The organism is Hadarchaeum sp. (SeqCode), from assembly GCF_038871235.1.
GTDB lineage: Archaea > Hadarchaeota > Hadarchaeia > Hadarchaeales > Hadarchaeaceae > Hadarchaeum.
Window position 1 is genome coordinate 1 of sequence record NZ_JAVZIN010000012.1, and the last position, 25,490, is coordinate 25,490.

22 protein-coding genes and 1 tRNA gene are annotated in these 25,490 nt (G+C 49.5%); 9 read left to right on the forward strand and 14 right to left on the reverse strand.

Annotated features, from left to right (window positions below):
• Nucleotides 1-363: 363 nt before the first annotated feature.
• On the reverse strand, nucleotides 364-1,602 hold the full coding sequence (locus tag QXT02_RS06035; RefSeq protein ID WP_342812543.1) for an amidohydrolase family protein: 1,239 nt from the start codon (nucleotides 1,600-1,602) through the stop codon (nucleotides 364-366).
• 242 nt (nucleotides 1,603-1,844) lie between these two features.
• On the opposite strand from QXT02_RS06035, the gene QXT02_RS06040 reads away from it, so the two are divergent.
• The gene (locus tag QXT02_RS06040; protein WP_342812544.1) at nucleotides 1,845-2,672 is read left to right on the forward strand and encodes a cyclase family protein; all 828 of its coding nucleotides are present in this window, start codon (nucleotides 1,845-1,847) and stop codon (nucleotides 2,670-2,672) included.
• Between the two features lie 34 nt (nucleotides 2,673-2,706).
• Here QXT02_RS06040 and QXT02_RS06045 read toward each other — a convergent pair whose 3' ends face one another.
• From QXT02_RS06045 to QXT02_RS06060, 4 genes are read right to left on the reverse strand one after another with little or no spacing between them, the layout of a single operon-like run.
• Nucleotides 2,707-3,180, reverse strand: coding sequence for a (2Fe-2S)-binding protein (locus tag QXT02_RS06045; RefSeq protein WP_342812545.1), 474 nt, complete (start codon nucleotides 3,178-3,180; stop codon nucleotides 2,707-2,709).
• Complete coding sequence (locus QXT02_RS06050; protein WP_342812547.1) at nucleotides 3,180-4,034, reverse strand: xanthine dehydrogenase family protein subunit M; 855 nt, start codon at nucleotides 4,032-4,034, stop codon at nucleotides 3,180-3,182. The genes QXT02_RS06045 and QXT02_RS06050 overlap by 1 nt, the downstream gene beginning before the upstream one ends.
• A 1-nt stretch (nucleotide 4,035) precedes the next feature.
• The gene (locus QXT02_RS06055; RefSeq protein WP_342812548.1) at nucleotides 4,036-6,366 is read right to left on the reverse strand and encodes a xanthine dehydrogenase family protein molybdopterin-binding subunit; all 2,331 of its coding nucleotides are present in this window, start codon (nucleotides 6,364-6,366) and stop codon (nucleotides 4,036-4,038) included.
• Nucleotides 6,367-6,403: 37 nt separating this feature from the next.
• Nucleotides 6,404-6,619: a MoaD/ThiS family protein gene (locus QXT02_RS06060; RefSeq protein WP_342812549.1), complete on the reverse strand. Its 216-nt coding sequence runs from the start codon at nucleotides 6,617-6,619 to the stop codon at nucleotides 6,404-6,406.
• Nucleotides 6,620-6,764: 145 nt separating this feature from the next.
• On the opposite strand from QXT02_RS06060, the gene ade reads away from it, so the two are divergent.
• Nucleotides 6,765-8,555 (forward strand): adenine deaminase, encoded by a 1,791-nt coding sequence (gene ade / locus QXT02_RS06065; RefSeq protein WP_342812550.1) that lies wholly within the window; start codon nucleotides 6,765-6,767, stop codon nucleotides 8,553-8,555.
• A gap of 220 nt (nucleotides 8,556-8,775) precedes the next feature.
• Nucleotides 8,776-10,080, forward strand: a complete 1,305-nt coding sequence (gene eno / locus QXT02_RS06070) for a phosphopyruvate hydratase (protein WP_342812552.1) — start codon at nucleotides 8,776-8,778, stop codon at nucleotides 10,078-10,080.
• Here the strand turns inward: eno and QXT02_RS06075 are convergent.
• The gene (locus tag QXT02_RS06075) at nucleotides 10,064-11,419 is read right to left on the reverse strand and encodes a glycerate kinase (RefSeq protein WP_342812553.1); all 1,356 of its coding nucleotides are present in this window, start codon (nucleotides 11,417-11,419) and stop codon (nucleotides 10,064-10,066) included. The two genes, eno and QXT02_RS06075, sit on opposite strands and share 17 nt — an antisense overlap.
• Before the next feature lie 193 nt (nucleotides 11,420-11,612).
• On the opposite strand from QXT02_RS06075, the gene QXT02_RS06080 reads away from it, so the two are divergent.
• The 3 genes from QXT02_RS06080 to preA are packed head-to-tail and all read left to right on the forward strand — an operon-like array spanning nucleotide 11,613 to nucleotide 14,872.
• Nucleotides 11,613-12,959 carry a dihydroorotase gene (locus QXT02_RS06080; RefSeq protein WP_342812554.1) on the forward strand — a complete coding sequence of 449 codons (1,347 nt, stop codon included), beginning with the start codon at nucleotides 11,613-11,615 and terminating at the stop codon, nucleotides 12,957-12,959.
• Complete coding sequence (locus QXT02_RS06085; RefSeq protein WP_342812555.1) at nucleotides 12,937-13,647, forward strand: nitroreductase family protein; 711 nt, start codon at nucleotides 12,937-12,939, stop codon at nucleotides 13,645-13,647. The genes QXT02_RS06080 and QXT02_RS06085 overlap by 23 nt, the downstream gene beginning before the upstream one ends.
• A 4-nt stretch (nucleotides 13,648-13,651) precedes the next feature.
• On the forward strand, nucleotides 13,652-14,872 hold the full coding sequence (preA, locus tag QXT02_RS06090) for an NAD-dependent dihydropyrimidine dehydrogenase subunit PreA (protein WP_342812556.1): 1,221 nt from the start codon (nucleotides 13,652-13,654) through the stop codon (nucleotides 14,870-14,872).
• Here preA and QXT02_RS06095 read toward each other — a convergent pair.
• Nucleotides 14,837-15,772 carry a transposase gene (locus tag QXT02_RS06095; protein ID WP_342812558.1) on the reverse strand — a complete coding sequence of 312 codons (936 nt, stop codon included), beginning with the start codon at nucleotides 15,770-15,772 and terminating at the stop codon, nucleotides 14,837-14,839. The two genes, preA and QXT02_RS06095, sit on opposite strands and share 36 nt — an antisense overlap.
• 356 nt (nucleotides 15,773-16,128) lie before the next feature.
• On the opposite strand from QXT02_RS06095, the gene QXT02_RS06100 reads away from it, so the two are divergent.
• Nucleotides 16,129-16,240, forward strand: a tRNA-Lys gene (locus QXT02_RS06100).
• Between the two features lie 95 nt (nucleotides 16,241-16,335).
• Here the strand turns inward: QXT02_RS06100 and QXT02_RS06105 are convergent.
• The 4 genes from QXT02_RS06105 to QXT02_RS06120 form a co-directional block, all read right to left on the reverse strand.
• Entirely contained in the window at nucleotides 16,336-17,388 is a 1,053-nt protein-coding gene (locus tag QXT02_RS06105; protein WP_342812594.1) for an L-threonylcarbamoyladenylate synthase, read from the reverse strand.
• Nucleotides 17,389-17,732: 344 nt separating this feature from the next.
• Nucleotides 17,733-18,965 (reverse strand): DUF835 domain-containing protein, encoded by a 1,233-nt coding sequence (locus QXT02_RS06110; protein WP_342812559.1) that lies wholly within the window; start codon nucleotides 18,963-18,965, stop codon nucleotides 17,733-17,735.
• A 116-nt stretch (nucleotides 18,966-19,081) separates the two neighbouring features.
• Entirely contained in the window at nucleotides 19,082-20,161 is a 1,080-nt protein-coding gene (locus tag QXT02_RS06115; RefSeq protein WP_342812560.1) for a hypothetical protein, read from the reverse strand.
• Nucleotides 20,162-20,176: 15 nt separating this feature from the next.
• The gene (locus tag QXT02_RS06120; RefSeq protein ID WP_342812561.1) at nucleotides 20,177-20,347 is read right to left on the reverse strand and encodes a hypothetical protein; all 171 of its coding nucleotides are present in this window, start codon (nucleotides 20,345-20,347) and stop codon (nucleotides 20,177-20,179) included.
• 127 nt (nucleotides 20,348-20,474) lie between these two features.
• Between QXT02_RS06120 and QXT02_RS06125 the strand changes: the two genes are divergently transcribed.
• Together QXT02_RS06125 and QXT02_RS06130 are read left to right on the forward strand one after the other, a co-directional pair.
• Entirely contained in the window at nucleotides 20,475-21,167 is a 693-nt protein-coding gene (locus tag QXT02_RS06125) for an endonuclease V (protein ID WP_342812562.1), read from the forward strand.
• A gap of 333 nt (nucleotides 21,168-21,500) precedes the next feature.
• Nucleotides 21,501-22,334 carry a sugar phosphate isomerase/epimerase gene (locus tag QXT02_RS06130; protein ID WP_342812563.1) on the forward strand — a complete coding sequence of 278 codons (834 nt, stop codon included), beginning with the start codon at nucleotides 21,501-21,503 and terminating at the stop codon, nucleotides 22,332-22,334.
• Here QXT02_RS06130 and sepS read toward each other — a convergent pair.
• The 3 genes from sepS to twy1 are packed head-to-tail and all read right to left on the reverse strand — an operon-like array spanning nucleotide 22,324 to nucleotide 25,490.
• Nucleotides 22,324-23,907 carry an O-phosphoserine--tRNA ligase gene (gene sepS / locus QXT02_RS06135; protein ID WP_342812564.1) on the reverse strand — a complete coding sequence of 528 codons (1,584 nt, stop codon included), beginning with the start codon at nucleotides 23,905-23,907 and terminating at the stop codon, nucleotides 22,324-22,326. The two genes, QXT02_RS06130 and sepS, sit on opposite strands and share 11 nt — an antisense overlap.
• 2 nt (nucleotides 23,908-23,909) lie before the next feature.
• Nucleotides 23,910-24,512 (reverse strand): hypothetical protein, encoded by a 603-nt coding sequence (locus tag QXT02_RS06140; protein ID WP_342812565.1) that lies wholly within the window; start codon nucleotides 24,510-24,512, stop codon nucleotides 23,910-23,912.
• 60 nt (nucleotides 24,513-24,572) lie between these two features.
• Nucleotides 24,573-25,490, reverse strand: coding sequence for a 4-demethylwyosine synthase TYW1 (gene twy1, locus QXT02_RS06145; protein WP_342812567.1), 918 nt, complete (start codon nucleotides 25,488-25,490; stop codon nucleotides 24,573-24,575).

Consider the following 25,490-nt stretch of genomic DNA (forward strand, 5'->3'; position numbering starts at 1 on the left):
GCCTTAAAAGTTTTTTTGGTTAGCGATTTTACGTGATTTAAACGGGCTGATATCTATTATAAAAAGTCTAAAAAACTTTTATTTTTTAATTTAGGGCAAATATAACATTTTTTATTGATATTACAGCAATATAAAAGTTAATTATTTGTACAATTGGTAAATTTGCGGAAATTAAGTATTAATTAGGTCCTCAACTTCAGGTAGTTTGATAGCGCTTCTGCTGATCGATTGTGTCTTCGGCATATTTAGTCGACAAAATCATATAATCGCGAGAAGTGAAATAATCCCAAACCGCGAACCGAGTGCGGTGATGTGGGCAGGCTCCATATAATTTGGGTTGCTCAAACGGAAACCCGATTAAGACTAGATTTTAATTATTTTTTTCTTTGAAGTACTCGCGGCGATAATTTTTCCATTTTTTATTACATACAATCGAACGGGCTGAAAACGAAATGCATCTTTGATGTTATCCGCGTCAATAATCACGATATCTGCTGTTTTGCCCGCCTGCAAACCATAATCCTGATATCTCATGGCTTTGGCCCCGTTCAAGGTGATCATGTCGTAAACTTTCTCCAACTCGGCAGGTGTACCCAGTTGTGCCACGTGCGCCATGAGGAACCCCACCTCAAGCTGATCCATCTTCCCAAACGGATAATATGGATCGTTGACATCATCCTGCGCGGTGGCAACGTTGACGCCTGCTTCTAAGAATTCTTTGACTCTAGTTATTCCTCGCCGGATGAGCCCAACGTCCCTCCTTCCATTTAACATGAGGCTGATGTGGGGGTTTGAAACTATCGTCATCTCAGCATCTCTCACCATTTGAATGACCCTAGCAGCGTGGCTGTTATCGTAGGCTGCCAAGGCCCCCGCGTGGCTTGCTGACACTCTTCCGAAATATTTTTTTTTTATCGCTTTATAGGCAAAATATTCGAGCGTCCTCGAGGTTGGGTCATCGGTATCATCAACCAGCATATGAATGTCCGCGCCAAACCTTTTGGCGATGTCAAACACGATATCAACATGCCTTTTTTGATCATCTCCAAACTCAATCCAAGGAATACCTCCAACAACGTCTGCCCCCAGCTCCATCGCTTGATAAAGTAGATCCTCTGTGCCTTCATCTTTGAGTATCCCCTCTTGAGGAAAAGCAACCACCTGCAAATCAACATGGTTGGCTCGTTCCTTCTTAATTTCCAGCAAGGCCTTAACTGGATTTAGTCCGCCTATAGTATCGACATCCGCAAAGGCCCTAATCCTCGTGCATCCGTATACCACGGCAAGATCGACCACTTGATTGGCTCTTTTTTTAATCTCCTGAACAGTGTATCTTTTCTTGTATTCCCAAGTTCTTCTTATCCCCCCTTCACAGGTATCGACATTACCGCCAACAGCGTCTCCAATTAATGACTTATCGAGGTGGACATGTAGATTCACAAACGCAGGAGTCGTCAAACGTTCGTCAACATTAATTTCCTTATCCGATCTTTTTTTTATTTTTCCAGATATCTCAACAATCTTTCCGTCTTTTATGCCGATGTCCCTTACCTCGCCACTTCTCAACTTAGCTTTTCTCAGGATAAGATCCAGTGACTTCACCCCAAAAGACAAACAAGCTACTATCAGTATGATGGTAATAAAATATTTTGTTTGGACGTGTTGTTGTATTTAAAAACCTAATTTTAAGCCCTCAAGATGTCATGAAAATAGTCAAAGTTTTCTCACCTACTTAAAATTTTCTCAATATCTTCATAAAAATCGAGATTAACTCAAGAAAATAGAACAATCAAGAGCTAAAACTTATAAGAGCTGCACATACCATCTCTTATGGAGGTCAAAAAATGGTTGACAGGTTGCTTGAGTTGTTCGAAGAAAAAAGGGTGAAGATGTACGACCTATCCCAGCCTCTTGGAATTCACACGCCATTTTGGCCCTACTACCCACCTTTTGAGGTAAAATACTTCAAACGTAAACCAGAACACGGTGTGAACGCTCAATACATTCAAAGTTCACTACACATCGGCACACATCTCGACGCGCCAAGGCATTTCCTCACCGGAGGTAAGACCATCGACCAGCTGCCACTCGAGTGGCTTTGTGGACCCGGAGTTGTGGTTGACCTTACCGACGAAATGGACGACTTAGCCATTTACACCCCAGAGATGATCGAGAAGCGAGTGGATGTACATGAGGGAGATATTCTCATCCTCCACACTGGATGGGAGAAATATGCTTGGTGCGGATCCCAGCCAGATGAAGAACGCTACATCCACTTACACCCTGGAGCCGACAGACGGATGGTCGACTGGCTAATCAAAAAGAAAATTCACGTCTGGGGTATGGACTGTGTCTCCACCGACCACCCGATGAATCTCCCGATAGGACGATTCCTCGGAAAAGGCACTTTCGGCCAATGTGAAAGGGTCCGCGCGCTAGCTGAAAAGAAGTTCGGAGGCAAGGAAGCCGTTGACAAGCTCTTCCCGCAAGAGGACTATCAGCTGACCCACAACAAACTGTTCCCACATGACTGCATCCACCTAGAGAACCTCGGCGGTCAGATCAGTGCCCCAGAGATCCAAAACAAGAGGCTTGTGATCAGCTGCTTCCCGTGGCTATTCGAAGGCGGTGAATCGGCTTGGTGCCGGGTCGTTGCCTTTCTCTCCGAGTAAAAGCCCCGCAAAAATAACGCGGGGTATTTATTTTTTAATCTTGACTTCTTTTCGCCGCATCCAATATCGCATCAATAATTTGTCTGTAACCCGTACATCTACAGAGCAGGCCGCCGATGGCCTCCTTCACCTCTTCCTCGCTTGGATTCGGATTACGCCTAAGAAACGCTTCTGCGGTTAAAATAAAGGCCGGTGTACAAAAACCGCACTGTACGGCTCCATGCTCAACAAAGGCGCGTTGGACGCGCGATAGTTTCTCTCCGCGCGCGATACCCTCGATGGTAGTTATTTCCTTTCCGTCAGCTTCGACTGCCAGCACCAAACAAGATTTCATCGGCACTCCATTCACCAGCACCGTGCAGAGCCCGCAATCACCACGCTCACATGCCTGCTTGGTGCCCGTTAAACCGAGATCTTCCCGGAGCAATTGAAGAAGAGTCCGATTGGCTTCGATTTCAACGCTATATGACTCGCCATTTACTTTTAGTGAAATACAGTGCTTCACCATCAGCCCACTCCCCAGAGTTGCCTAAGAACTCTTTTAGTAAGCACTTCAGCCATGTGCACCCGATATTCTTTGCTGGCCCTAACGTCTGAGATGGGTGAAATCTTTCCGGCGACGATCGATGCAGCTTTGTTTATTTGCTCCGCCAATGTGCCACCTTTCCAGAAAACTTCCTCTACTTCAGGAATGAGAAGCGGCGTGGGCGCAACCGAGGACAGAGCGATACGCACCATCTTTTGATCGGGATTAACCAGTCCGGCGACCCCAACCACTGCCAGATCCTCGCCTCGTGTGCGACCCCACTTGAGATAACAGCTCATGGATCCTTCCGGAGGATTAGGTACCCGTACGGCCTTAACTAGGTCACCGGGTCTGAGCGAAGTGCGCTTGACTCCAACAAAAAAGTCCTTGACAGGGATAACGCGTTCCCCAGCGCTATTCGCGACCTCAACCTCGGCACCGTGAACCAGCAGCGCTGGTGCGGTATCGGAGGCTGGAGAAGCGTTACAGATGTTTCCGACGAGTGTGGCGCGGTTCCTCAGTATCGGATCCCCCAAGGACCTCGAGGCATCCCAAAGTGCCCCAAATCGTTCCTTGACAACATTGGATTCAACCAACTGATTCAGGACAACGGCCGCCCCAATTCTGAGCCCATTTTCCCCATGAGATATCTCGCGCAACTCCCCAATGCCCTTAACGTCGATTAAATACCTTGGCCTGATTGCCCTGTCCCTCATCAGAACTAAAAGATCTGTCCCACCAGCGAGTACCCTTGCTTCACCATCGTGCTCGGCAAGCATACCAACTGCTTCCTGAACCGTTTTGGGTTTGAGATAATCAAATTTGGGCAGCGGCAACTCACTTCACCTCAGACTTTTTAAGCGCCTTCCACACTTTCTCCTTGGTCATCGGAAGTTCATAGATATCAACTCCTGTGGCATTGTAAATCGCGTTGGCTATCGCGGGCTGCAGGGATATGGTCGGATGCTCGCCTATCCCCCTCGCCCCATAGGGACCATTACTTTGAGGATTTTCAATCATGATTGGCACAAACTCATCCGGAATGTCAGGTGCTCGCGGTATCTTGTAGTCGGTGAGGTTATTGTTCAGCAGAGCCCCCTTTTCATCGAATATATAGTCCTCGAATAGCGCCTGTCCTAGCGCCTGAACGACTCCTCCACATATCTGACCTTTAAGAAGTAATGGATTCAGAGCTTTCCCAAGGTCCAATGCGGTGGCTACCTTGAGTACCCTCACTTCACCGGTTTCGGGATCAACCTCAACCTCAACTCCCTGTGCCCCGAAGGTCCACACAAGCGCCGGCAACCCTTGTCCAGTCTCCGGATCCAAGTTTGTCAATCCCTCAGCGGTGTAATATCCATAACCAACTATCGGGCCCCGAATACCCCTGCCGTCGGGCAGCACGCCGCAAGTCGCAACCGCAGCAAGCGTCAAGCCCCTCTCAGGCTCCCTTCCTACGAAAACCCGGCCATCGGCTATCTCCAGCGAATCCTCTGGCATCCCGAGCAACTGCGCGGCCGTGGCTTTTACTTGGCGTTTTAGGTCCTTTAATGCCTGCAAAACTGCATTGCCATCCATAAAAGTACCGCGACTTGCCACCGTCTGCCACGAGTAAGGGGAATAATCCGTTTCCCGCTTGCTGACGACTTTGATCCTGTCCACCGGCATCTGAAGTTCTTCCGCCGCCATCTGAACAAAAACCGTCGGGGTGCCTTGCCCCATTTCAATCAATCCAATCGAAAGAGTAACCGTCCCGTCTTCGTTTAGCTTGGCGATTGCGGAAGACGAAGCAAAGGACGGCATCGCCGGAGCTTTCCAGAGCGCCGCAATTCCCTTTCCTCGCAGTTTTCCGTTTATCTGTCTTGGCTCCTTTCTTCCCCAACCTATTGCCTCGGCAACTGCTTTTATGCATTGATCGACCCGCCCGGCATCGTCTCGAAGTTTTTCACCGGAAGCAGTAATACGTCCAGGCAAAGCGGCATTCTTAAGACGAAATTCTACTGGGTCCATCCCAATCTTACGGGCCACCATATCCATCTGACGTTCAATGGCCCACAGTAGCTCTGGACAGCCAAACCCACGATAAGCGGTTCCATAGGGATGATTTGTGTAGACGGTATAACTATCACACTTCACATTGGGAACTTCATAAGGGCCGGTGCAAGAATAGCCAGCGGCGCGCCCAATGTTTACGGCGTAGTCAGCATAGGCCCCAGTATCCCAGATATACTCGATCTCTTCGGCCGTTATCTTACCGTCCCGCTTGACACCGGTTTTTATGCGAGCATACATTCCCTGACGAACAGCCACGGTGCGGAATTGCTCCTCGCGGCTCATCACCAACTTTACGGGTCTCCCTCCCGCTTTTCGAGAAAGCAGCACAACTAGAGGCTCCCAGTGAAGCCCAGCCTTTCCACCAAATCCTCCTCCAACATAGGGCACATGCACATTAATTTTGTGGATGGGCACACCTAGGCCAACGCTTAGCAGATGTCGAACGGCAAAAGGGGACTGGGCGCTTGTCCAGACATTTATCTGCCCGTTGGGAAGCCACTGCCCGATCGAGGTGTGGGTCTCCATCTGCACGTGGTGAACTTGGGGTTGGTAGAATTCATTTTCGACGATAAAGTCAGCCTCAGCAAAACCTCTTTCCACATCTCCTTTACGGAGCTTGAAATGGCTAGCGATGTTGGTGTGAGGTTTAGGAAAAATATATGGGGCGTGTTTGTACTCATGAAGATTTTCATGCACCAGAGGGGCACCTTCTTTCATCGCCTCACGCTGATCAAAAACAGCGGGCAGCTCCTCATACCGTACTTTTATCAACTCTAAAGCCTCTTCGGCTATCTCCTCGGTATCGGCGGCTACGGCGGCTACGGGCTCTCCGACGTGTCTGACCTTATCAACGGCCAAGACCGTCTTGTCGCTCAGGTAAATACCAAAATGATACTTGGCTTCACTACCGGTAATTACGGCTCGAACGCCCGGTAAATTTTCAACCCCTGAAATATCGATTCCAACTATTCTAGCATGTGCATGTGGGCTCTTCAAAATTTTAGCGTGAAGCATCCCTGGCAAACGTATGTCTCCTGTGTATACTGCTGAACCAGCAACCTTTTCAACCGCATCAACACGCTCAACATCACGACCCAAATAGGAGTACTTCATGTACTCACAAACAATATCAAAAAAATAACTTAAAAAGTTATCTAAGGCCCCCGCCTACCAGTGGAACGAGCACTATTTCGTCTCCGTCCTTAACGGGACTGTTTTCATCCACAGGCGTCCCGTTTAAATATATCAAAGCAATGGAAGCCGGGTGGTACTTCAACGCCTCGAAAACATCAATCACTCTCATCCCTTCCCTGAAATCAAGCTCCGTCCACCCGCTTGCCGCGGCGAGCTGTACACGTATTACCAAACTAACCCCATAAATATCTAACATTCTTTATTTATTCAATTGATTTTTATTGGTAAGGAGGGTTTAACCTAACACAATTTAAAGCGCTTTGAAAAGAGTCCGGAACATAAGCTCAGCGATGATTTTAAGCAACTTCAGCCGAAAGATGAAGCGTATGTTTGGTGGACATTTTAAGGTCCAAAGAAGCCTCGTTAACGTGGCCATGGGTCGAGAAAAAGCGGATCTCGTGATCAGTGGTGGCAAAATAATAAATGTCCACAGCCGTGAGATACACAAATCCGATATCGCCATTAAGTCCGGCCGAATAGCCCTCGTGGGAGATGCTGACCACACCGTGGGTAGAGAAACCAAGGTAATTGACGCAGGAGGATTTTACTTGGCTCCAGGACTTATCGACACGCACATCCATATTGAAGCGAGTATGCTTACCCCCACTCAATTCGCTAGGGCCTGTTTGCCCCGGGGAGTCACCGCGGTCCTGTGGGAACCTCTGTGGACGGCGAATGTTCTGGGGAAGAGAGGGGTAAAATTCTTCTTGGACGAAGGAAACAGAACCCCCCTAAAACTTTTTGCGACAGCGTCGTCAGGAGTTCCACCTGCACCTAAGGTTATGATAACAGCTGCCACAGAATTCAAAATGAGTGATATCAGACAATTGCTTAAATGGGAAAAAATAGTGGGGCTGGGAGAAGTAGTATTTTTCGCGGAAGTGACAAAGGGGGATCCAAAAACGTTGGAGAAGATACGGGCATCATTAGTTGAAGGGAAAATCGTTGACGGAAGCGCACCGGAATTTAAAGGAAAAGAACTAAACGCATACGCTGCCGCAGGAGTGCAGTCTGACCACGAAGCGATCACCTTAGATGAAGCAATTGAAAGGCTCAGGTTGGGGATGCGCTTGGTTATCAGGGAGGGCTCGAGCATGCGTAACCTATCAGAACTCATTAAGATTATTACTCAAAGAGGTCTTGATCCGCGCCACTGTTGTTTTTGTGTAGATGATAAGGACATCAGAGAAATTTTCAAAGAAGGATTGATTGACCATATGGTCAGACGTTCGATAAAAGCAGGAATAGACCCGGTGACCGCGGTACAGATCGCGACGCTTAACGCTGCAGAATACATAGGGATAGACCGGGATATAGGGAGTATTGCCCCGGGCAGGATCGCCGACATTCTTTTCGTTGACGACCTAAGCAAATTTTCCATCAAAAAAGTCATGGTAAATGGAAAAATAATAGCCAGGGATGGAAAAATGCTCATAAGGTTGTCTCAAATCAATTATCCCAAATGGATCCTGAAAACCATCAGGGTTGCTAGGAAGATCACCCCTGCCGATTTCGCCGTCAGAACCAGAAGGAGGGGAAAAGTGAAAGTTCGGGTGATAAAGGTATTCGCCGATCAGATTATTACTGACCAGATAATCGAAACGCTTCTGGCACAAAATGGAGTTATCCGACCCGACCCGTCCAAAGACATCCTTAAAATAGCAATGATCGAAAGATTCGGTAAAACAAAACCAAACATAGGGAAGGGATTTGTGAAGGGGTTCGGCTTTAAAGAAGGGGCCATAGCAACTAGCGTAGCACCTGACGTACATCACCTGATAGCGGTTGGCAATAAGGACGCTGACATGGCCACCGCCATAAACAGGTTGATTGAAATTCAAGGAGGAATAGTTGTCTGCAGGGATAAAAGGGTGCTTGGCGAGCTGCCACTGCCTGTAGGAGGCATCGTCTCACCGGAACCTTATGAGAAGATTTTAAGTGATCTGGAAAAAATCCATGAGGCAATCAGGGAAATTGGCTGTAAGCTTCCATCTCCTTTTATGACACTAGCGTTCTCAGGTTGCCCGACACTCACTCGGCTCAAGATCTCAGATAAAGGGCTGATTGATACCGTCAACCGTAAAATTGTACCAGTTGAAGTGGGATGATTATTAAGCCGATCCAAGCATTCATCTCATTGCGATCAATCTCAACATCCCGACACTTGCCTTAAAACCACTGAATTTTGGGGTTCCGCAGAGGATTTTGCCCACACCTAGACTGACGGCAGCTCAATTTTCAGCGAGTGTTGAGACCGACACGTACTTTAAAATATATATCCGCCTTGAGTGAATTCTGGTGTTGAAACAATATCGGTGATGTGACAACATGGAAAATAAATTTAGAATAGAAAAGATTGTGGCTAGAGAAATTTTAGACTGCCGAGGTGACCCGACCGTTGAAGTGGACATCCTGACCAAAGGAGGTTCACTAGGAAGGGCTGACGTCCCTGTAGGAAGATCCACCGGAAAATATGAAGCATTCGAGCTCAGGGACGGAGGGAAAAGATATCGCGGAAGGGGGGTCTTAAAAGCTATAAAAAACATCAATGCGGTCATTGGCCCAAAGTTGATTGGAATGGATGTTACCAGGCAAAGGGAAATAGATGAACTATTGCTCAAACTTGATGGCACCAAGGACAAATCGAGACTGGGAGCCAACGCGATAGTGGGTGTCTCCTTAGCCGCTGCGAAGGCTGCCGCGCAAAGCCTAGGAATGCCCTTATATCAATACATTGGAGGACCAAACGCCCGGATCCTACCGGTCCCTTTCCTGAACCTCATAAACGGGGGCAAACTCGCTGCAACCGAACTCGATTTCCAAGAACACATCGTAGTGCCAACGGGTGCCAAGACTTTTTCGGAGGCGATCAGGATGGGCACCGAGGTTTATCACGAACTCGGGAGGATATTGGAGAAGAAGTGGGGAAGGCACTCATTGAATGTCGCCGACGAAGGCGGTTATACCCCTCCAGGCATGAACGACGTCAGGCAGGCTTTCGATGAGGAATTAAGGGCAATAGAAGAACTCGGCTACACGGATAAGTTTGCGCTCGCCTTAGATGTCGCCGCAAGTCACCTCTATGACAGGAAGGGGGGAGTTTACTTGATAAAGGGGAAAAAGATGACTAGGGAGGATTTAATTGATTTTTACAAGGAACTGGTAAAAACATACCCTGTTGCGTCCATCGAGGATCCCTTGGAGCAAAACGACTTTGATGGCTTTGCGGAACTGACCAAGGAGCTGGGAATTCAAATAGTAGGAGATGATCTCTTTGTGACCAACGCGGAGCGACTGGGGAAGGGGATAGAATGCGGGGCCGCAAATGCTCTACTCTGGAAGGTAAACCAAGTAGGAACGCTAACTGAGGCTTTGGATGTGGCTAAGCTTGCCTTTGATAATGGCTACGGTGTCCAAGTCTCCGAGCGATCCGGGCAGACCGAGGACACGTGGCTGGCGGATATGGCGGTCGCTTTGAACTGCGGGCAGATAAAAACCGGCGCTCCGTGCAGAAGCGAGAGAACTGCCCAATATAACCAGCTGCTTAGAATAGAGGAGGAACTTGGCGCATCCGCAAAATACGCGGGTAAGAACTTCAGACGCGCGCGATTAAAAATTAAACAACAACAATAACGATGAGGTCCATCACGTTCGTCCCGGTAGGCCCAGTTATAATAGCATCTTTTAATCTTTTCATCAGCTTGCCCGTGTTGTGCCTCCTTATCTCCACCGACACGTCCATGCCCAGCTCCCTTGCTCTCTCGACGGAATATCCGTCCGCCATGCCTCCGGCAACTTCTGTTAGTCCGTCCGTTCCATCCGTATTTACCGCTGCGATTGCTATTCTCCTGTTCCCAGCTATTTTTGTGGAAAAAGCGGCGGCTAATTCTTGATTTCGCCCGCCCTCGCCTGCCTTGCCCTCGATAGTAACGGTCGTCTCCCCGCCAGCTATAAGGACACATGGAGGATTAAGGGGCCTTCCATACTTCTCCACCTCTTTTGCTATGCCTGCCAAGACGAAACCGACATCCTTGCTCTCTCCTTCCAAGACCGTGGAGAGAATCTGGGAATTTAATCCTATTTCCTCCGCCCTTTCCTTAGCGGCTTCGCATGCAGTTTTGATATCCGCCAATAGAAAATTATGAAATTTAACCTCCTTGAAGCTCTCAGGCTTGGGTGTTTCCATCTTAAGATCCGACCTTTTAAGGTGGTCCCTTACCGAGGTAGGGACCTTATCCCACAATCCATACTTTCTCAAAACGTGGATGGCATCGTCAAATGTAGATGTATCCGGCACCGTCGGGCCCCACGGCAAACCAGCTACCTCATCCACCACGATTAAGTTTATGATCTCGGCCGGATGAGCTCGCAAAGCAAGCCTTCCTCCCTTTATTGCAGAAATGTGGTTCCGGACGGCATTTATTTCATCTATCGTGGCCCCGCTCCTGAGAAGCAATTCCGTGGTTCTCGCTTTGTCCTCCAAACTTACGCCCTCAACTGGCAAGGGCATCAAAGCAGAGCAACCCCCAGCCACACAGAAGAAAACCAGATCGTTTTTCTCCCTGCTCTTTAAAGCGTCCCAAATCTCCTTTGCGCCTTTCCAACCCGCCCGATCGGGTACAGGGTGTCTGGATCTTAGGACTCTGATTCTGCCTAACCTGCTTTCTCTCTCATTTTTTATCCTTTTTTCTATTATGATTCCCTCTTTGATCCTCATCCCAAGCACATCATTTAATGCCTTGGCTATGTGCAGAGTCCCCTTTCCGGCACCCATCACAAAGATATCTCCAACTTTTGAAAGATCGTAACTCAAATCGCCCACGAATAGCTTCCCACCGTGGACACGAACCAGCTTTTTCACTATATTATAGCTATCCAATTTTTTCAGGGCATGCTCGACTATGTCTAGGGCTATTTTCCTACCTTTTTTGTTTCCATGGGAAAGTAACTGTTTTCTATTTTTTACCAGCATGGCACCAATCATCTGTTAATCCCAGGATTATTTACGATTACTGAGGTTCAGCCTTTTCAAATTGAGTTTGAGAAAAATTAACAATTTACAGCCATGCTAAAATCAACAATTAAAAATAGAGAAACATTAGTTAAACAGGAGGTTCACATTGGATTTGGTTATTAAAAATTGTAAAATAGCTTCTTCCCGGGGTTTGTGGGAATGCGGGCTTGGCATAGACGATGGTAAGATAGTATCAATTTCCAAGGACCACCTCCTGCCCGCCGCCGATAGGGTAATAAATTGCAATGGAAGGATAATCCTCCCTGGTGGAATCGATTTTCACGTGCATTTCCAAGACCCGGGATACACGTACAGAGAGGACTGGAAAACAGGGACGGGATCAGCGGCCGCTGGTGGTACGACATTGGTCGTCGACCACGGCAACACCAATCCACCATCGACCACTCCGAAAAATTTAATGCGGATAATTAAAACCGCTGAAAGAAAGGCGATCGTCGACTTTGGTATCAATGGCGCTGTCACGTCAAAGAACTTAAACCATCTGCCAAAACTAGCCGCCAAGGGTGTAATGGCATTTGGCGAAATTTATATGGCCGAGTCTGTTCCTGAGCTTGAGAGGGTTGAAGACGGTATCCTGCTCGAAGCCTTTAAAATAATTGGCAAAATGGGATGCATCGCCGGCGTACATGCGGAAAACTGGGAAATTGTTTCCCACTTTACACAAAAACTCAAGCAAGCCAAAAGAAAAGATCCCCTCGCCCACTGTGAATCTAGGCCGGATATTGCAGAGGCAGAGGCCATATCTAGAGCGCTACTCTTTGGACGAGAGACTGGCGTTCGCCTCCATATTTTCCACCTAAGCACCGGACTCGGGACTAATATTTTGCGGCAAGCGAGGTCCCTCGGGCAGGATGTAAGCGCCGAAGTTCTTCCTCAGCATCTCCTTTTCAGACAAGCAGATATGAAGAAACTAGGACCTTACCTGAAATGCAACCCGCCCATAAGAAGCGAAGCAAATAGAGTTGCTCTGTGGGAAGGATTGAAAACTGGTGTGATAGAGATGGTTTCGAGTGACCATTGGCCAATGCCACTCTCCGAGGTTGAAGCCGGGTGGGAGGATATTTGGAAAGCAGGTTCAGGAATAGCTGGTGTCGAGACAAGATTACCGCTCCTACTGACCTACGGGGTGAAAAAAAATTTAATTTCAATGGAAAAATTTGTCAGGATAACTTCCGAGAACCCGGCCCGCAAGCTGGGCCTTTACCCAAGGAAGGGATCAATAAGTATAGGAGCAGATGCTGATTTGACTATTGTCGACATGAAGAAAAAAGTTAAAATAAAGATAGATAACTTGCGCACGAAGGCGGGTTACACGCCCTTCGAAAATTGGACTGTTGTCGGTATACCATGGTTAACGTTGGTGCGTGGTGAAATCGTGTTTGAGGAAGGGGAAATCGTGGCTAAACCGGGGCATGGTAGGTACATTCAACGTGACTACGGAAAGAAGGAGGAACATGGTGCCAGCAAAAAAATCTGAGTTCGAAAAACTGCTCAGACTCATGAGCCGACAGGGTACCATCCGTCACTTTAAACCAGATCCAGTTCCGGACAAACTCATAGAGAAAATACTTGAGGCCGCTAGGTGGGCCCCCTCAGGCGCCAACACACAGCCATGGGACTTCATCGTGGTGAAGGACCCGAGAGCAAGGGAGAAAATCGCTCAAATTTTCGTTGAGACCTACGAGCGGGCTAAAAAATTGGACAGGAGATTCCCCTTCTACAGCGGTGAGGTGTTACGGAAGAGGCTCACCGAACCACCCATTCTCATCGTGGTTTGTGCCGACACGCGATTCACGAGTGCTTATCCCAATACCATCTATAGGGAAGAGATTCTAGATGTCAGCATGGGGGCGGCCATTCAAAACATGACCTTGGCGGCAAGTGCTCTCGGGTTGGGGCTTGGCTGGGGTACCGCAAACTTCCCCTTGACCAGAAAGAGGCTCAGGCAACTGTTAGGAGTCCCATCGTACATCAAGATAATGGAGGTTCTTCAGCTCGGCTTCCCAGTCAAGCGGGTCCCGCCGCGTTTCAGACGACCCATAAGTGAATTCACGCACCACAATAGGTTCGATGTCTCAAAGATCAGGAGCGAGGAGGAGATCGAAAACTTGCTGAGGACAAGGAAAGTCCCTGACATCTATTCAGGCACTAAATTGCCGAAGTGATAAGATGAGGGACCCAATTAATGTAAAAAAAGTTGATCTCTCGGTGAAATTTTGTGGGCTTGAATTTGAAAACCCGTTTATCCTCTCATCGGGGCCGCCAACGAGTAATGCTGAGAAAATAGGGCGAGCCTTTGAAGCTGGCTGGGCCGGCGCCGTCACGAAAGTTTTGGGTTCAAAACCGCGGCCGGACCCCCATCCACGGATAGCAGGCCTACATTACGGGGGGAAGTTAATTGCGATTGAAAATATAGAATCGGTAATTTATCCCTTAAAGGAATGGTTACCCAAGATCACTGAACTCAAGAAAAAATATCCGGAAAAGATCTTGATACCAAACCTCATGGGTGGAGCAGACCCGGAGATCTGGCAAGGAATGATCAAAGACGTCCAAGAAGCAGGAGCGGATATGATCGAGCTCAACTTATCCTGCCCGCTGACGGATGAAGTCTGGGCTGTTGGAGCAATATTGGGCCAGAACCCCGACCTAACGCGCGAGGCCACGAGGTTGGCCAAGGAGGTCGCGACCGTTCCGATAATGGTAAAGCTCACTCCAAATGTGACAGATATAACTTTAATAGCAAAAGCGGCAGAGCGTGGAGGAGCTGACGCCATCTCAGCTATTAACACCGTTCAGGGGCTCATAGGAATAGACCTTGAAAACATGGAGCCACTACCTTCCGTGAGAGGGATATCCTCGTTCGGCGGAATCTCAGGACCAGCAATCAAGCCCATCTCCCTCAGATGCGTGGCGCAAATAGCAAAGACAACAAAGCTACCTATTTCAGGGATCGGCGGCATCTCTAAATGGGAAGATGCGGTTGAGTTTTTCATGGTGGGCGCCTCCACCGTTCAGCTCTGTACCTCTGTGATGCTGCGTGGAAATAGGATGATAAACGAGCTCAAAGATGGTGTTTCCTCCTATCTTTATAAAAAGGGATTCGGATCCGTAAAGGAAATCGTGGGGTGCATCCTGTCCAAGCTAAAGAGCCAAGAAAATCTGGACTATTCTTATTGGGTGCTTCCAGCAGTTGATGCAGCCAGATGTACCAAATGTGAATTGTGCCGGGTTGCATGCCAAGACGCGGGTTATGCCGCCATTAAAATCGAGGGTGATCTGCCTAAGATTGATGAAGAAAAATGCAATGCCTGCGGCCTCTGTATCCAAGTTTGCCCACATGGAGCTTTACTCTTAAAACCGAGTTTGTCGAATAAATCCAACAAATAAAAAATAACCCATCTCCTTCATCGCTCGGACGCGCACCAGAGTGCGCAGGTTGTGCGCCACGGCCATAAGCAGAACGCTGACTGCCCTCGTGGCCGGCAACTTGCACCTGATCATGGCACCGTACCGGTTCGCTATGCCGCCGAAGACAGCCTCGGCGATGCCCCGCTGGCGGTACAGCTTGAGGTTGCGCCTGAACTCCTTGAACTTCTTTTGGTTGACCCAACGGTCCATCCCTATGGCGCGGGGTTTGATCACCGGCTTGAAGCCATGGTGAGCCGCAATCTCGACGTTGCGCCTCGAGTCGTATCCTCTGTCCGCGAGCAATGGCTCGCCTCCACCTTTGAAGCCATCAAGCAAACGGCCGAGCTGTGCGCAGTCGGCGACGTTGCCTGCTGTCACCTTCGCCGACACAATCGCTAATGCACCCGCCTGCGGGGAATATCCCACCAGCGCATGCAGCTTCAGGAATGCGCGGCTCCAAGACTTTTTGAGCACCCTTTTGCGCCTCGACAGGCACGTCGTCGAGATGCCGGTCGAGTCTATCATGTAGATACCGCACCTCGCCAGCCTGTTTATCTCCCTGAAGAGCAACAGAAGAAGCAGCTTCAGGTAGGGCGCTCGCAGGCGCTTCAGCGCCCAGCCGACCGTGGAGTGATCGATGGTCTTAGACGTGATGAGGGGCATCTGCCCCTCGACATCGCGGTAAGTGTAGTCAAAATATCGAGCCGTGGCACAGATCGCGGCGTGCCGCCGCGCCGAAAACTTGGGTCGACGGCCCCGCTTGGAGCGCTCCCAAGGAGGCGGCAGCCTCCTCACGAGCTTATCGGCAAGGCTAAATATTCTCTCGACTGAATCGAGTTTGGAGCTGTGTCGAGCAGCCCAATATCCGGGGCAAACCATATGGATGTACCTCCTATTGGTTCACCCTAAGCTACTCGGCGCAGCCTCCGCAACAATAGGAGTATTGCCGTCGGCAATTAAAAATTAGAATTATTCGACAAACTCCTTAAAACCAAAAAATTATTGAGCCGCCAAGAAGTTTAACTTCAGCGGACTTCTTGCCAAAAGATTTAAAAATTTTTCTGACTGTGATAGTTTGCCAAGCTCTGAAAAGAACTGCTATCGTGACAAAATAAAAATAACTACCCAATCGACCAAGCAAAGATTTTCGGTGCCCGCAGTTGTTAAAGCGGCACCGAAGAAGAAAACCTTTAATTTTTCAATCATCTTTAAATTTAGACGCAAATACTGATGTTGGGCCCGTGGCTCAGTCTGGCAGTCGGTTTTCCGGCCAAAAGCAATCGGCTCTTAACAGTCGATTGGGAGCTAACCGATCGGTCGAGGGTTCGAATCCCTCCGGGCCCGCCATAAATTCAAATTGCCGAGGTTATTTCCGGACAACAAGCTATCCTGCGATCGATTAATTTTACGGGTTTCTTTCAACCGATTCAAGCAACAGCGCCTTACTCCATCTTAACTAAACCCGCCGCCGCCTTTCTGAGCCTATTCATAATCGCAAGCCCGATACCCTCGGGCTCTACCCCCTCAGCCAGAATAACGTCCATGTTTTCTAAGTCAAATTCCCGGAGGGTTTTGAAGAGCCCCTTGGCGATGGTCCTAAGATTCTTGCGTTCCCCAACCACCTTCACTAATGCCGACCCATATTCACCAGCCGTCTCTGCCGTTGCCATAATGCCCACTCTTTTTCCCAACTGCTCGTAACTTTCCTTAAGCTCTTTAATCTTATCGACAACATTCCGAGGCGAACCTTCGACCAACACCAACTCCGCTTTCGGAGCATAATGTCTGTACTTCATGCCGGGCGCTTTTGCTATGGCAGCTTCCGCCGGCATTTCTGCCTTCGCAATCGGATGAACTTCGACCCGGCCCAGTATCTGCCTCAGTTCCCCAACGGTTATTGGACCCGGCCTCAGCACTACTGGTGGATCAACTGTCACGTCGAGAACGGTGGACTCAACACCATAACCCACCTCGCCACCGTCGATTACAACCTCTATTTTGTTGAAAAAATCATCCAACACATGCTTGGCAGAAGTTGGACTCGGCTTGCCCGCGAGATTTGCGCTTGGAGCGGCCACGGGCACGTCCGCCTCTTTTATCAGAGCTTGAGCGATGGGGTGACTGGGCATTCTTACCGCCACCGTAGCTAAACCGGCTGTGGTAACGGCAGGTACAAGCTCTGATTTCGGCAAGAGCAACGTTAACGGGCCTGGCCAAAAAATATCGATGAGCCTTTCCGCGATGTCTGGAACCCTTTCAGCTAAAACGTTCACATCATCCTTGTTAGCAATATGAACGATGAGCGGGTTGTCCGTAGGTCTGTTCTTTACTTGAAAAATCCTCAAAACCGCAGCCTCGTCAAGCGCGTTCGCTCCCAACCCATACACCGTTTCGGTTGGAAAAGCGACCAAGCCTCCCTCCCGAAGAAAACGTGCTGCTACCCAAACGTCATTTAAATCCGGCTTCTCTGGGTCTATTTTCAACACGAGAGTCATGACCAATTAACCACCGCACCGTTATCCATTGATATCATGTGCTCAGGATTTGTATGTTTAACGGCACATCAAAAAGTCAGGATGAAAATATTGAAACTCAACCGCTTAATCCTCGGAGCACTGCGCCGGTTAAACCCAACGGACTCCAGCTTACTTCTCTTCCTACTTTTCCTCATTGCCCTTAACGCCCTTAGCCAGACCCTTCCCGACTCCTTTGACCGTCACCCGGCCTTTCTTCACTCACTTGCTCTAGTTCTCGTCCGTTTTCTCAGCGGTTTCTTTGGCCTTGCCCTTTTCTCCTCAGCCATAAGGTTCACTTTAAAACAAGTTTTGACGCTAAACCTCTAAAGAACTCCTGTCTTTTCAACGCCAATCAGCTTGGTAGCCCCAAGCGCCTCCTCAATCAGCTTAAGTTGGCGCACGGTGAACCTTCTGGGATTCAACGGTACGATGAGGTTCGAAGAATGACTGAAGCAAATCTTTCCCAGTTCATGTACAAAATCAAGCATGTGCCTAAAACCGTTTTCCACCATCAATTCATAGAAACAATCTAAGAGGACTACCGACCTGCCCCGGACAAAGTTCAGTCGGTTTTCGACGAACTCCTTCAAGCGATTCAACTCCTTCGGAGGCATCACGATCTCTCCGGGAATCCGATGTGAAGAAATGAATATTATCGGAGTTCGAAGCAGACCGTATTTTTCCATCTGTTTAGGCTCGCGGGAAGTAATCCAGAATCCGGGGACGCCGTGAGTAATCTGGTCCAAAAATATCTCTACCCGCTCGTGAGGCCGATAACTTATTATCAGATAGCATCGCCCTCTCGCGAGCCTGTATCGATATCGTGAGGAGAGACTGGCCTCGGGAAGTGGCAAAAGAAACCGAGATACCGAGGGCAACGGCATAAAACCGCGGCGAACCACGGCGCTTCCTATCGATATCTCCACCGCTATTAACTCAACTGCTGACAAGGTAGGAATCTCGAGACCAAGAGCCACAATCAGGAAGTCCCCGAGGAATAGAATGCTAAGTGCAAATATGCAACCAAGCAGCGTATTCCTAAGATACTTGCGATAGAACCCGATCTGCATCCGCCGAAAAACTCTAAAGAGATGAATTACCGAAATGACCAAGACCACCGCCACGAAGAGATAGAGAAATAGATAGGCCGGTTTCAGTTCGTAATCATAGCCCAAATAATACAGCGCCGTCTCACCAATTAGGTTGTCCGTAACTAGGAGGACTATGAAGACCCCACCTATTCCAAACAGCACCAACCAAAAGCGATTATCATTCAACAAGGAAGGGTTGGTAGTAGCGTGAATCAGGGTGACGAAACGGAAAAAGAGCGGGGCAACAAAGATCACGCCAATGGTTTCGACTTGGCTCCAAAAATCAGGTGAGGGCAAGTTAAAGTAGATGCGTCTCATGAACTCGCCCAGCATCCACAGAAAAGCGCAGGCGAGCACGAGCAGGAAAATGACGTTTATTCTTTTCCTCGGTCCCCTCAGGGTGAAAAAAGCCAAGAACAGCGTTAGAAAAAGACCAACAAGAGAAAGCAGCGCATAAAAGTTCATTTCACTCCTCCTACCACTATCTACTGTCAAAGACGTAAAAGCTCTTCTTGAAACACCTCAAAGCAAACTCTCTACAGAAACTTAAGCCGCTATTTACGAGCCGCTAAAAAGTGAATTCAGGTACGGCACCATTCCAAGACGTCTTGGAAGAGTTCCTCTCCACTGCACTCAGTTAAACTGAACTCGTTACCCCTCTCCCGGTAGCGCTCGGCCACCAGTTCGGGGTCGGCCTGTTCGGGAACAAACTTCGATAGCTCCTGAATCGACAACGGCATGGAAATCAGTCCGGTCTTGTAATGCATGCTATAAGGGGCCCTGACGTCGCCCATTGGTTTGATTATTGAGGCGTCTAGCAAAACCTTACTAACCCGTTCCTCCTTCTTTGCCGTCTCCGAAGTCGTCAGCCCGGGCAACTTCTCGGCAACGCGCGACTCCACGAACCTGACGATGTCCGCATAAAAGCTAAAGTGGTTGCGTTCTCTCCTCTCGCTCCTGAGCTGCTTCGGCTTGTAATCTTGAGGTAGCTCATGGGACCTGAACTGCGCCCAGATCTGGAAGCCGCGCGAACCAGAGAACTTCAGTGCTGGCTTGACTCCATACCCCATTAACACTTCATAAGCAACCCGAACCACTTTCTTGGTATCCTCGGGAGAAACCTCCTTGCCGGCATCAAAATCGATGACCAGCCAGTCGGGGCGATCGCTACCAATCCGGTGCAGGTAGGGAATGAAATCGACCCCGTGAACGTCAAGCCATTTCTCAATATCTCTCCAGCTCTTGATCATGATGTATTTTGGTCCCAACTTTCGCTGCAGCCAAGCTCTGCCCGTGAAAAGTCGGAAAACCGAGACCCATCGGTCACGGCAAAATTCAAGTATGGCATCCGCCACCTGTGGATAATAACGTTTGGCCCGGTAGACCTTCAGATAATCTTGATTCAGCTCCGCTCTAATCTGGCGCCACCTCTTCTCAAAATATTCCCTGCCTTGATCGGAAATCGAATACTCGCCGGCTTTCTCCACCAAGAGCCCCTCCTTCACCAAGGAATCCAAGAGCTGCTTGGTCTCATCCTCCGAAAACTTCCGGCCAGCGTCACGACTTATCTTCTCCTGAATGTGGGCAAGGTCAACAAATCTCCCTGCCCTCTTTATCGCCAAGGACATCAGGGCATGGTCCTTAGGGGTTGCCCGTGACAACTTCCCACCAGAAGGTCAAGTTCCGGTTATCTCGTTCAACTTCTCGCCCAGCTTCTTCTCTGCGCAGCTCCAGCAGACAAAGGTGGCCTTTGCCTCGCCTGGCTTGACCAGCTTAACATAGGCCGAATCGTAACTCATTATCTGGATCGACTTGCCGCAGAGCTTGCACCTTGGCCCTTTCACCATGGTCTCCACCTAAACCTTTTGACGTTTAAAATATAAACTGTTTCAAATAAGAGCCTTTACTAAACCATCTTCTTAACCTTCACTCTGAGTTCCTAGTTCATCGAAAAAAATGGAGTGATTTTTTACTTTGAAAAAGATAAATGAAAATGATGGAATGCTACCACTCCTGACCCCGCCAAAAGTTGATCTAGAGGAACTCATCAGGATCCAAAAAAAGATCGCTGAAATGGTCATCAAAAGGGATAGCTTCAGCAAGCTCGACACCATCGCTGGCTGTGATGTTTCTTTCACTAGAGGAGAATGGGCCTGTGCCGCCTGCGTGGTCCTAGATTACCATGACCTCAACATCGTTAAACAGAGAACTAGACAAGTAAGGCTAAAGTTTCCCTACCTGCCCACCTTTCTCGCTTTCAGAGAGCTGGAGGCAATGCTAAAGGTGCTACATGGTATTGAAACCGATGTTTACATGGTGGGAGCCCACGGAATCGCCCACCCCAGAAGAGCCGGGCTTGCCAGCCACCTTGGTGTGCTACTAGACCGCCCGACTCTTGGTGTGGCAAAATCAAAGCTCTGCGGCGAGGCTGAGGAACCAGGCGAAAAAAAAGGCAATTTTTCCCCGCTAAAGGACAACGGGGAAACGATCGGTGCGGTGGTTAGAACAAGAGAGGGGGGCAGGCCCGTCTACGTTAGCGTGGGTCACAAGATCTCGCTATCGTCGGCCATCAGGATTACATTGGAGACAACCAGGGATCACCGCCTTCCAGAGCCGCTGAGGCTCGCTCACACCATCGCAACCAAATCCATGCAGGATAGATTATAGCGGCCAGACTGAACTTGTTCGGTTGGAATACAGAAGATCCTAGCACCTAGTCGGACTTAAAACGAAATTGTCCGGAGGGGTTGTCAGAAAAATCAACGAAAATCTGGAGATGGTCGGCAGCGTTAACACATGTAATTTTGAGGGAAAGCCAAAGGTCTGTCTCCACACCGCCGGCGGTAATGAAAGGAATTCTCGGGCCACCTGGTGGAGGAAGTTGTCACCGTTTTCTGCGAAATCACAATTCAGGTCTTCGACAACTTAAAGAAAAATGAATAAAAACCTGTTAAATTATAATGTACTTAACCCTCATGTGCTCGAACCATAGGTGACTCTATGAAATTCGGCCTCTCTGGGCTGCTCTTTCCCCACCTTGACATGGAAGAAGTCATCTCCAGCATTGGCAAGCTTGGCGCCGACCATGCTGAGCTGATCTTCGACCTGCCCAACTTTACGCCGGAATTCAACCTGAATAAGCTACCCAAGCTCAGAAAGCTGGTCAATTCCTACGGGTTGGCCATCTCCATCCATGGACCGATCTGGGATCTCAACCCGACTAGCTGGCACGCTACCGTTAGAGATCTGGCACTAAAATACCTGAAAAAAAGCATCGATGTCTGCAACGCCTTGGGCGGTGAAATTATCGTAATACACCCGGGCAGATGCCCATTTCCCCACGAGGAGAGGTTCCTCTTACCAGCCCAAGAACGCTTCCTGAACTTTATCCAAAGTTCCCTAAAATACGCTCGAAACCGGGGCGTAAAACTAACTCTGGAGAACTTCCCCATGAACACCGAATTCCCCTACTCATCACCACAGGAAATGCTAACGCTGGTTAAAGAGCTTGATGATCTGAAGATAACATTTGATGTGGGGCACGCCTTTTTGAACAAGACCTGGCAAAAGCTCTGCTCTCCGGAGAAAAAAATTGCCGAGGAGATAAAGATGGTCGGAGAATACATCACTAACATCCACTTTCACGACAACCGGGGAGAGCGAGATGACCATCTGCCACCGGGGAAGGGCATAATTAATTTCACCCCTATCCTCAAGACCCTCAGAAAAATCAACTACAATGGCTGGGTTACCGTAGAACTACATAAAACCGAAGACCCCATAGAGACGGGTAGGATCGGGCTCGAGAAAACAAGAGAACTATTTAGGAGGTAAACTCCGCCACAATCGTGGCAAATATCGGGCCTCTGATGTCGATCCTCTTGTTGTTAGAAGTTATGTAGCGCTGTGCTGCCCCATCCAGCTCAAGGTTGACATCACTCAAAGATTTCGCCGCTCGAACGCGAATTTTCACCTCCCTATCTCCCCGCTGCGCTGCCCGCTCAATTTCATGCGCTGCTAGAGCTGCAAAAGCATCCATATAGGAGATCCCTGTAGCTCTGCCCCGGCTGCGGACAGTGTTCAAGAACTCGTCCTTCTCCCAGCCTTTAGGCGGCACCCCGATCACGTTGCCATCGTAAACATAAATTTCATTGAAACCGGCCGGGCCGATCAGCTTCGTGTTGCTCTCGGGCTCCACGACCTTAACGACAACCCGTCTGCCTGCAATCTCACCTTCACAGGCCCTGAACTCGCAGGGGCTAGGCTCATCAGCGTGCTCCCGGGCCGTCCTCACTATTGCCTCGGCTATTCTCCTGCCGGCCTCGGTGCTGGGCTCACGCTGGAACCTTATCGCGGCCGCCAGCTCCTCGTCAGAAAACTTCACCTCACGGTAGAGGTAGGGGAAAACCAACGCGCGGATGTCCGTCTCGCCCGTCCTGATCATCAGCACCCGCTCCAGCCCGATTCCCAAGTTAAACACAGGATAAGCGATATCATAGCGGCTCAGCGAAACGGGGCTGTAAAAGCCGGCATCGCCGACCTCAAGGTACTCCCCGGTTTTAGGATGCCTGACAAAGACCTCTGACTCCGTTTGTGGGGCATAGTATTTAGAAGTGGTAGTTTTTCTAACCAGCCTGACCTCATCAAAACCCAGCTTCGAAAAAATTTTCCGGGTCACCTCTTCCCCGTCCTCCAAGCTCATCCTCTCCGCCATGATGACCATCGATGCGGTCCAAGACTCATAGAGGTGGCTTTCATCCAGTCGCTGCTCCCTCCGGAACTTGGGACCGATGGAGAAAAGCTGCAGCGGCAGCGGCTCCCAGCGCTGAAGTTCACGAAGGGCACCAAACCAAGCTGCCGTGGTATGGGACCTCAGGGTTAAATCCATCGGGACTGGTCTGAGCTCCCTGAACTCAGGAAAAAGCGAGAGAATGGCTGTGGCCTGCTCCTCCTTTACTCCCAGCTCCTGAACCATCACTTCAACCATTTCATCCGCGTCAATCTCGCCCTTTTTGTAGCGTCTGAAAATCCCCTGAAGCTGCTTGGGGCTGTCGAACCCTGGGACAATCTTTTCTATCTCCAGAAGCTTTTTTCGGCTGATTCCAATATCCGGCCTCTCTAGCCCGGCTAGGAAAAAGATCCGGTCGAGGATGACGGCGGCCTCAGGACCATACTGGGCCTGCACCTCCTTCTTATCCACCAAGATAGGGAGAACGACCTCAGTAAATCCAAGGTCAAGAAAAACCCTTCTGACCTCGGCAATTAGCTCTTGTAACGGGTGGGGTCGGGACTTGTTCTGAAGTGAAAAAAACCTGCCCTTTTTTTCAATCAGCTCCCCGCTCTCCAGCCAAGCTTTCTCATAATCCTTTTCGGCCTTGACCCTGATCTCCCGGACGTCAAACCTCAAGTTCAACCGCCCCTCTTCTCCAAAGCCCGCTCCAAACGCTGCTGCCTCAAGGCTATGGTTAAATCACCTCGGGTTCTCTCCAGCACCTGTCTGACCATGTCCTGCCTCCTCTTCATCCCTGGCAGAACAGCGTCCGCATAATCGAACTCCATCAGAAACTCAAAAATTCTCTCCATCAGCTTTAGCATCGTCTCGGCGTGGTCTATTTCGTTAGCTCGAATCAAATCCAAAACGTGCCGCCGCAACTCACCCACCGCATCGGCCAGCGCTGCCAAATATGGCTTGTAAGGGATACCGATTTCGCCAACCTCAACCAGTTTCTTTTCCATTATTGCCCCTCTGACGATCTCCGCCTCACCATATTCCTGCTGGGCCGAGAGCACAATTCCCGATTCGGCCAGCTCCGGAGCATCCGCGGTCAGTTTCGCCAGCGAGTTCAGACCCTCCCTCGCCTCGGCGATGAACCCATCAGCCGACCGCTGGTCGCCCCTATGGATGGCCGCTATCGCCTTGGCTGAAGCCCTTATCGTCTGTCGCGAAGCTTCCAGCGCCTGCTCCCTCAGCTCGGCCTGATGGTCAAAATAGGCCCTCATCCGTTCCAACAAGTTTACGCCTCCTTCAATAACTAAATGTTTGAACTATTCAAGGCTTGTGGCTATCGCCAGCTATCTTCTGCTCAAGAGAACAACACGACTGAGCTCCGCCTCGTCTAAAACCTTATAACCGCTGCCTGCTGCAACCGCGCGGGCAAAATCGACTATCTCAGAGTGAAGAGGCATGTTCCCCAGGCCCAGCCTGCTCCGGGAAAAACCCACGCACATGTAGGCCTTAACTTCGACAAAGTCAGCGTCTGCCCGCGCAATTATTTTCGCGTATGACTGTGGGTCCCTGAAATTCAGGCCCTTCGCCAGCGTCAGCCGAATAACCCTACGACAGCTGAAAGATGATAAAAGCTCCAAGCTCCGCATGAGCCGCTCCCAGCCATCGCTCAAGGCTGGACGGCAGACTGCCCTATAAACGTCTGGATCCGGTGCCACCAATGAAATGTAGAGCTGGGTCGGTTCCATCATCTTCTCCAAGATCTCAGGATGTTGCCCGTTACTCACAAAAAAACTGGTCATCCTTCGTCTTTGACACTCCTCAATCAAGTTGTTGATCTTGGGGTAAAGCGTCGGCTCTCCGGCAAGCGAGATTGCACAGTGGTTGGGATGTAACGCCTCGCTGAACTTTTTTTTATCCACCTCAGGATTGCCCCCAAACCCGCTGATCAGGAGACGTTGAGCGGCGATGGCTCCATCCAGAATTTCCGCGGGTTCATCGGCCTCTCCTTCCCACCTCGAGCTGGTGATCTCAGTGTTGCGCCAGCAGAAGATGCACCTGTGGTCACAGAAGGGAAGACCCGGCGCCAGCTGTAGGCAGCGGTGGCTCTGGATACCGTAAAATCTCTGCTTGTAACAGGACCCGCGATTGAGCAGGCTTTTCCTAGTCCAATGGCAGACCTTCACGGCGCTGTGGCGGCTTCTGCCCAAAAAGCGATAACCTGCCTTCTCCAGCTCTACCATCCAATCAGCTGGCATGGACAT

Bases quoted from the DNA above. Each gene is read 5' to 3' on its own strand.
- QXT02_RS06120 (WP_342812561.1), bottom strand. From the start codon at position 20,347: ATGGTGAAAGGGCCAAGGTGCAAGCTCTGCGGCAAGTCGATCCAGATA.
- twy1 (WP_342812567.1), bottom strand. From the start codon at position 25,490: ATGTCCATGCCAGCTGATTGGATGGTAGAGCTGGAGAAGGCAGGTTAT.
- QXT02_RS06075 (WP_342812553.1), bottom strand. From the start codon at position 11,419: ATGCTGGTAAAAAATAGAAAACAGTTACTTTCCCATGGAAACAAAAAA.
- QXT02_RS06085 (WP_342812555.1), top strand. From the start codon at position 12,937: ATGGTGCCAGCAAAAAAATCTGAGTTCGAAAAACTGCTCAGACTCATG.
- QXT02_RS06110 (WP_342812559.1), bottom strand. From the start codon at position 18,965: ATGAACTTTTATGCGCTGCTTTCTCTTGTTGGTCTTTTTCTAACGCTG.
- QXT02_RS06045 (WP_342812545.1), bottom strand. From the start codon at position 3,180: ATGGTGAAGCACTGTATTTCACTAAAAGTAAATGGCGAGTCATATAGC.
- QXT02_RS06130 (WP_342812563.1), top strand. From the start codon at position 21,501: ATGAAATTCGGCCTCTCTGGGCTGCTCTTTCCCCACCTTGACATGGAA.
- QXT02_RS06055 (WP_342812548.1), bottom strand. From the start codon at position 6,366: ATGAAGTACTCCTATTTGGGTCGTGATGTTGAGCGTGTTGATGCGGTT.
- preA (WP_342812556.1), top strand. From the start codon at position 13,652: ATGAGGGACCCAATTAATGTAAAAAAAGTTGATCTCTCGGTGAAATTT.
- QXT02_RS06095 (WP_342812558.1), bottom strand. From the start codon at position 15,772: ATGGTTTGCCCCGGATATTGGGCTGCTCGACACAGCTCCAAACTCGAT.
- QXT02_RS06040 (WP_342812544.1), top strand. From the start codon at position 1,845: ATGGTTGACAGGTTGCTTGAGTTGTTCGAAGAAAAAAGGGTGAAGATG.
- eno (WP_342812552.1), top strand. From the start codon at position 8,776: ATGGAAAATAAATTTAGAATAGAAAAGATTGTGGCTAGAGAAATTTTA.
- ade (WP_342812550.1), top strand. From the start codon at position 6,765: ATGAAGCGTATGTTTGGTGGACATTTTAAGGTCCAAAGAAGCCTCGTT.
- QXT02_RS06105 (WP_342812594.1), bottom strand. From the start codon at position 17,388: ATGACTCTCGTGTTGAAAATAGACCCAGAGAAGCCGGATTTAAATGAC.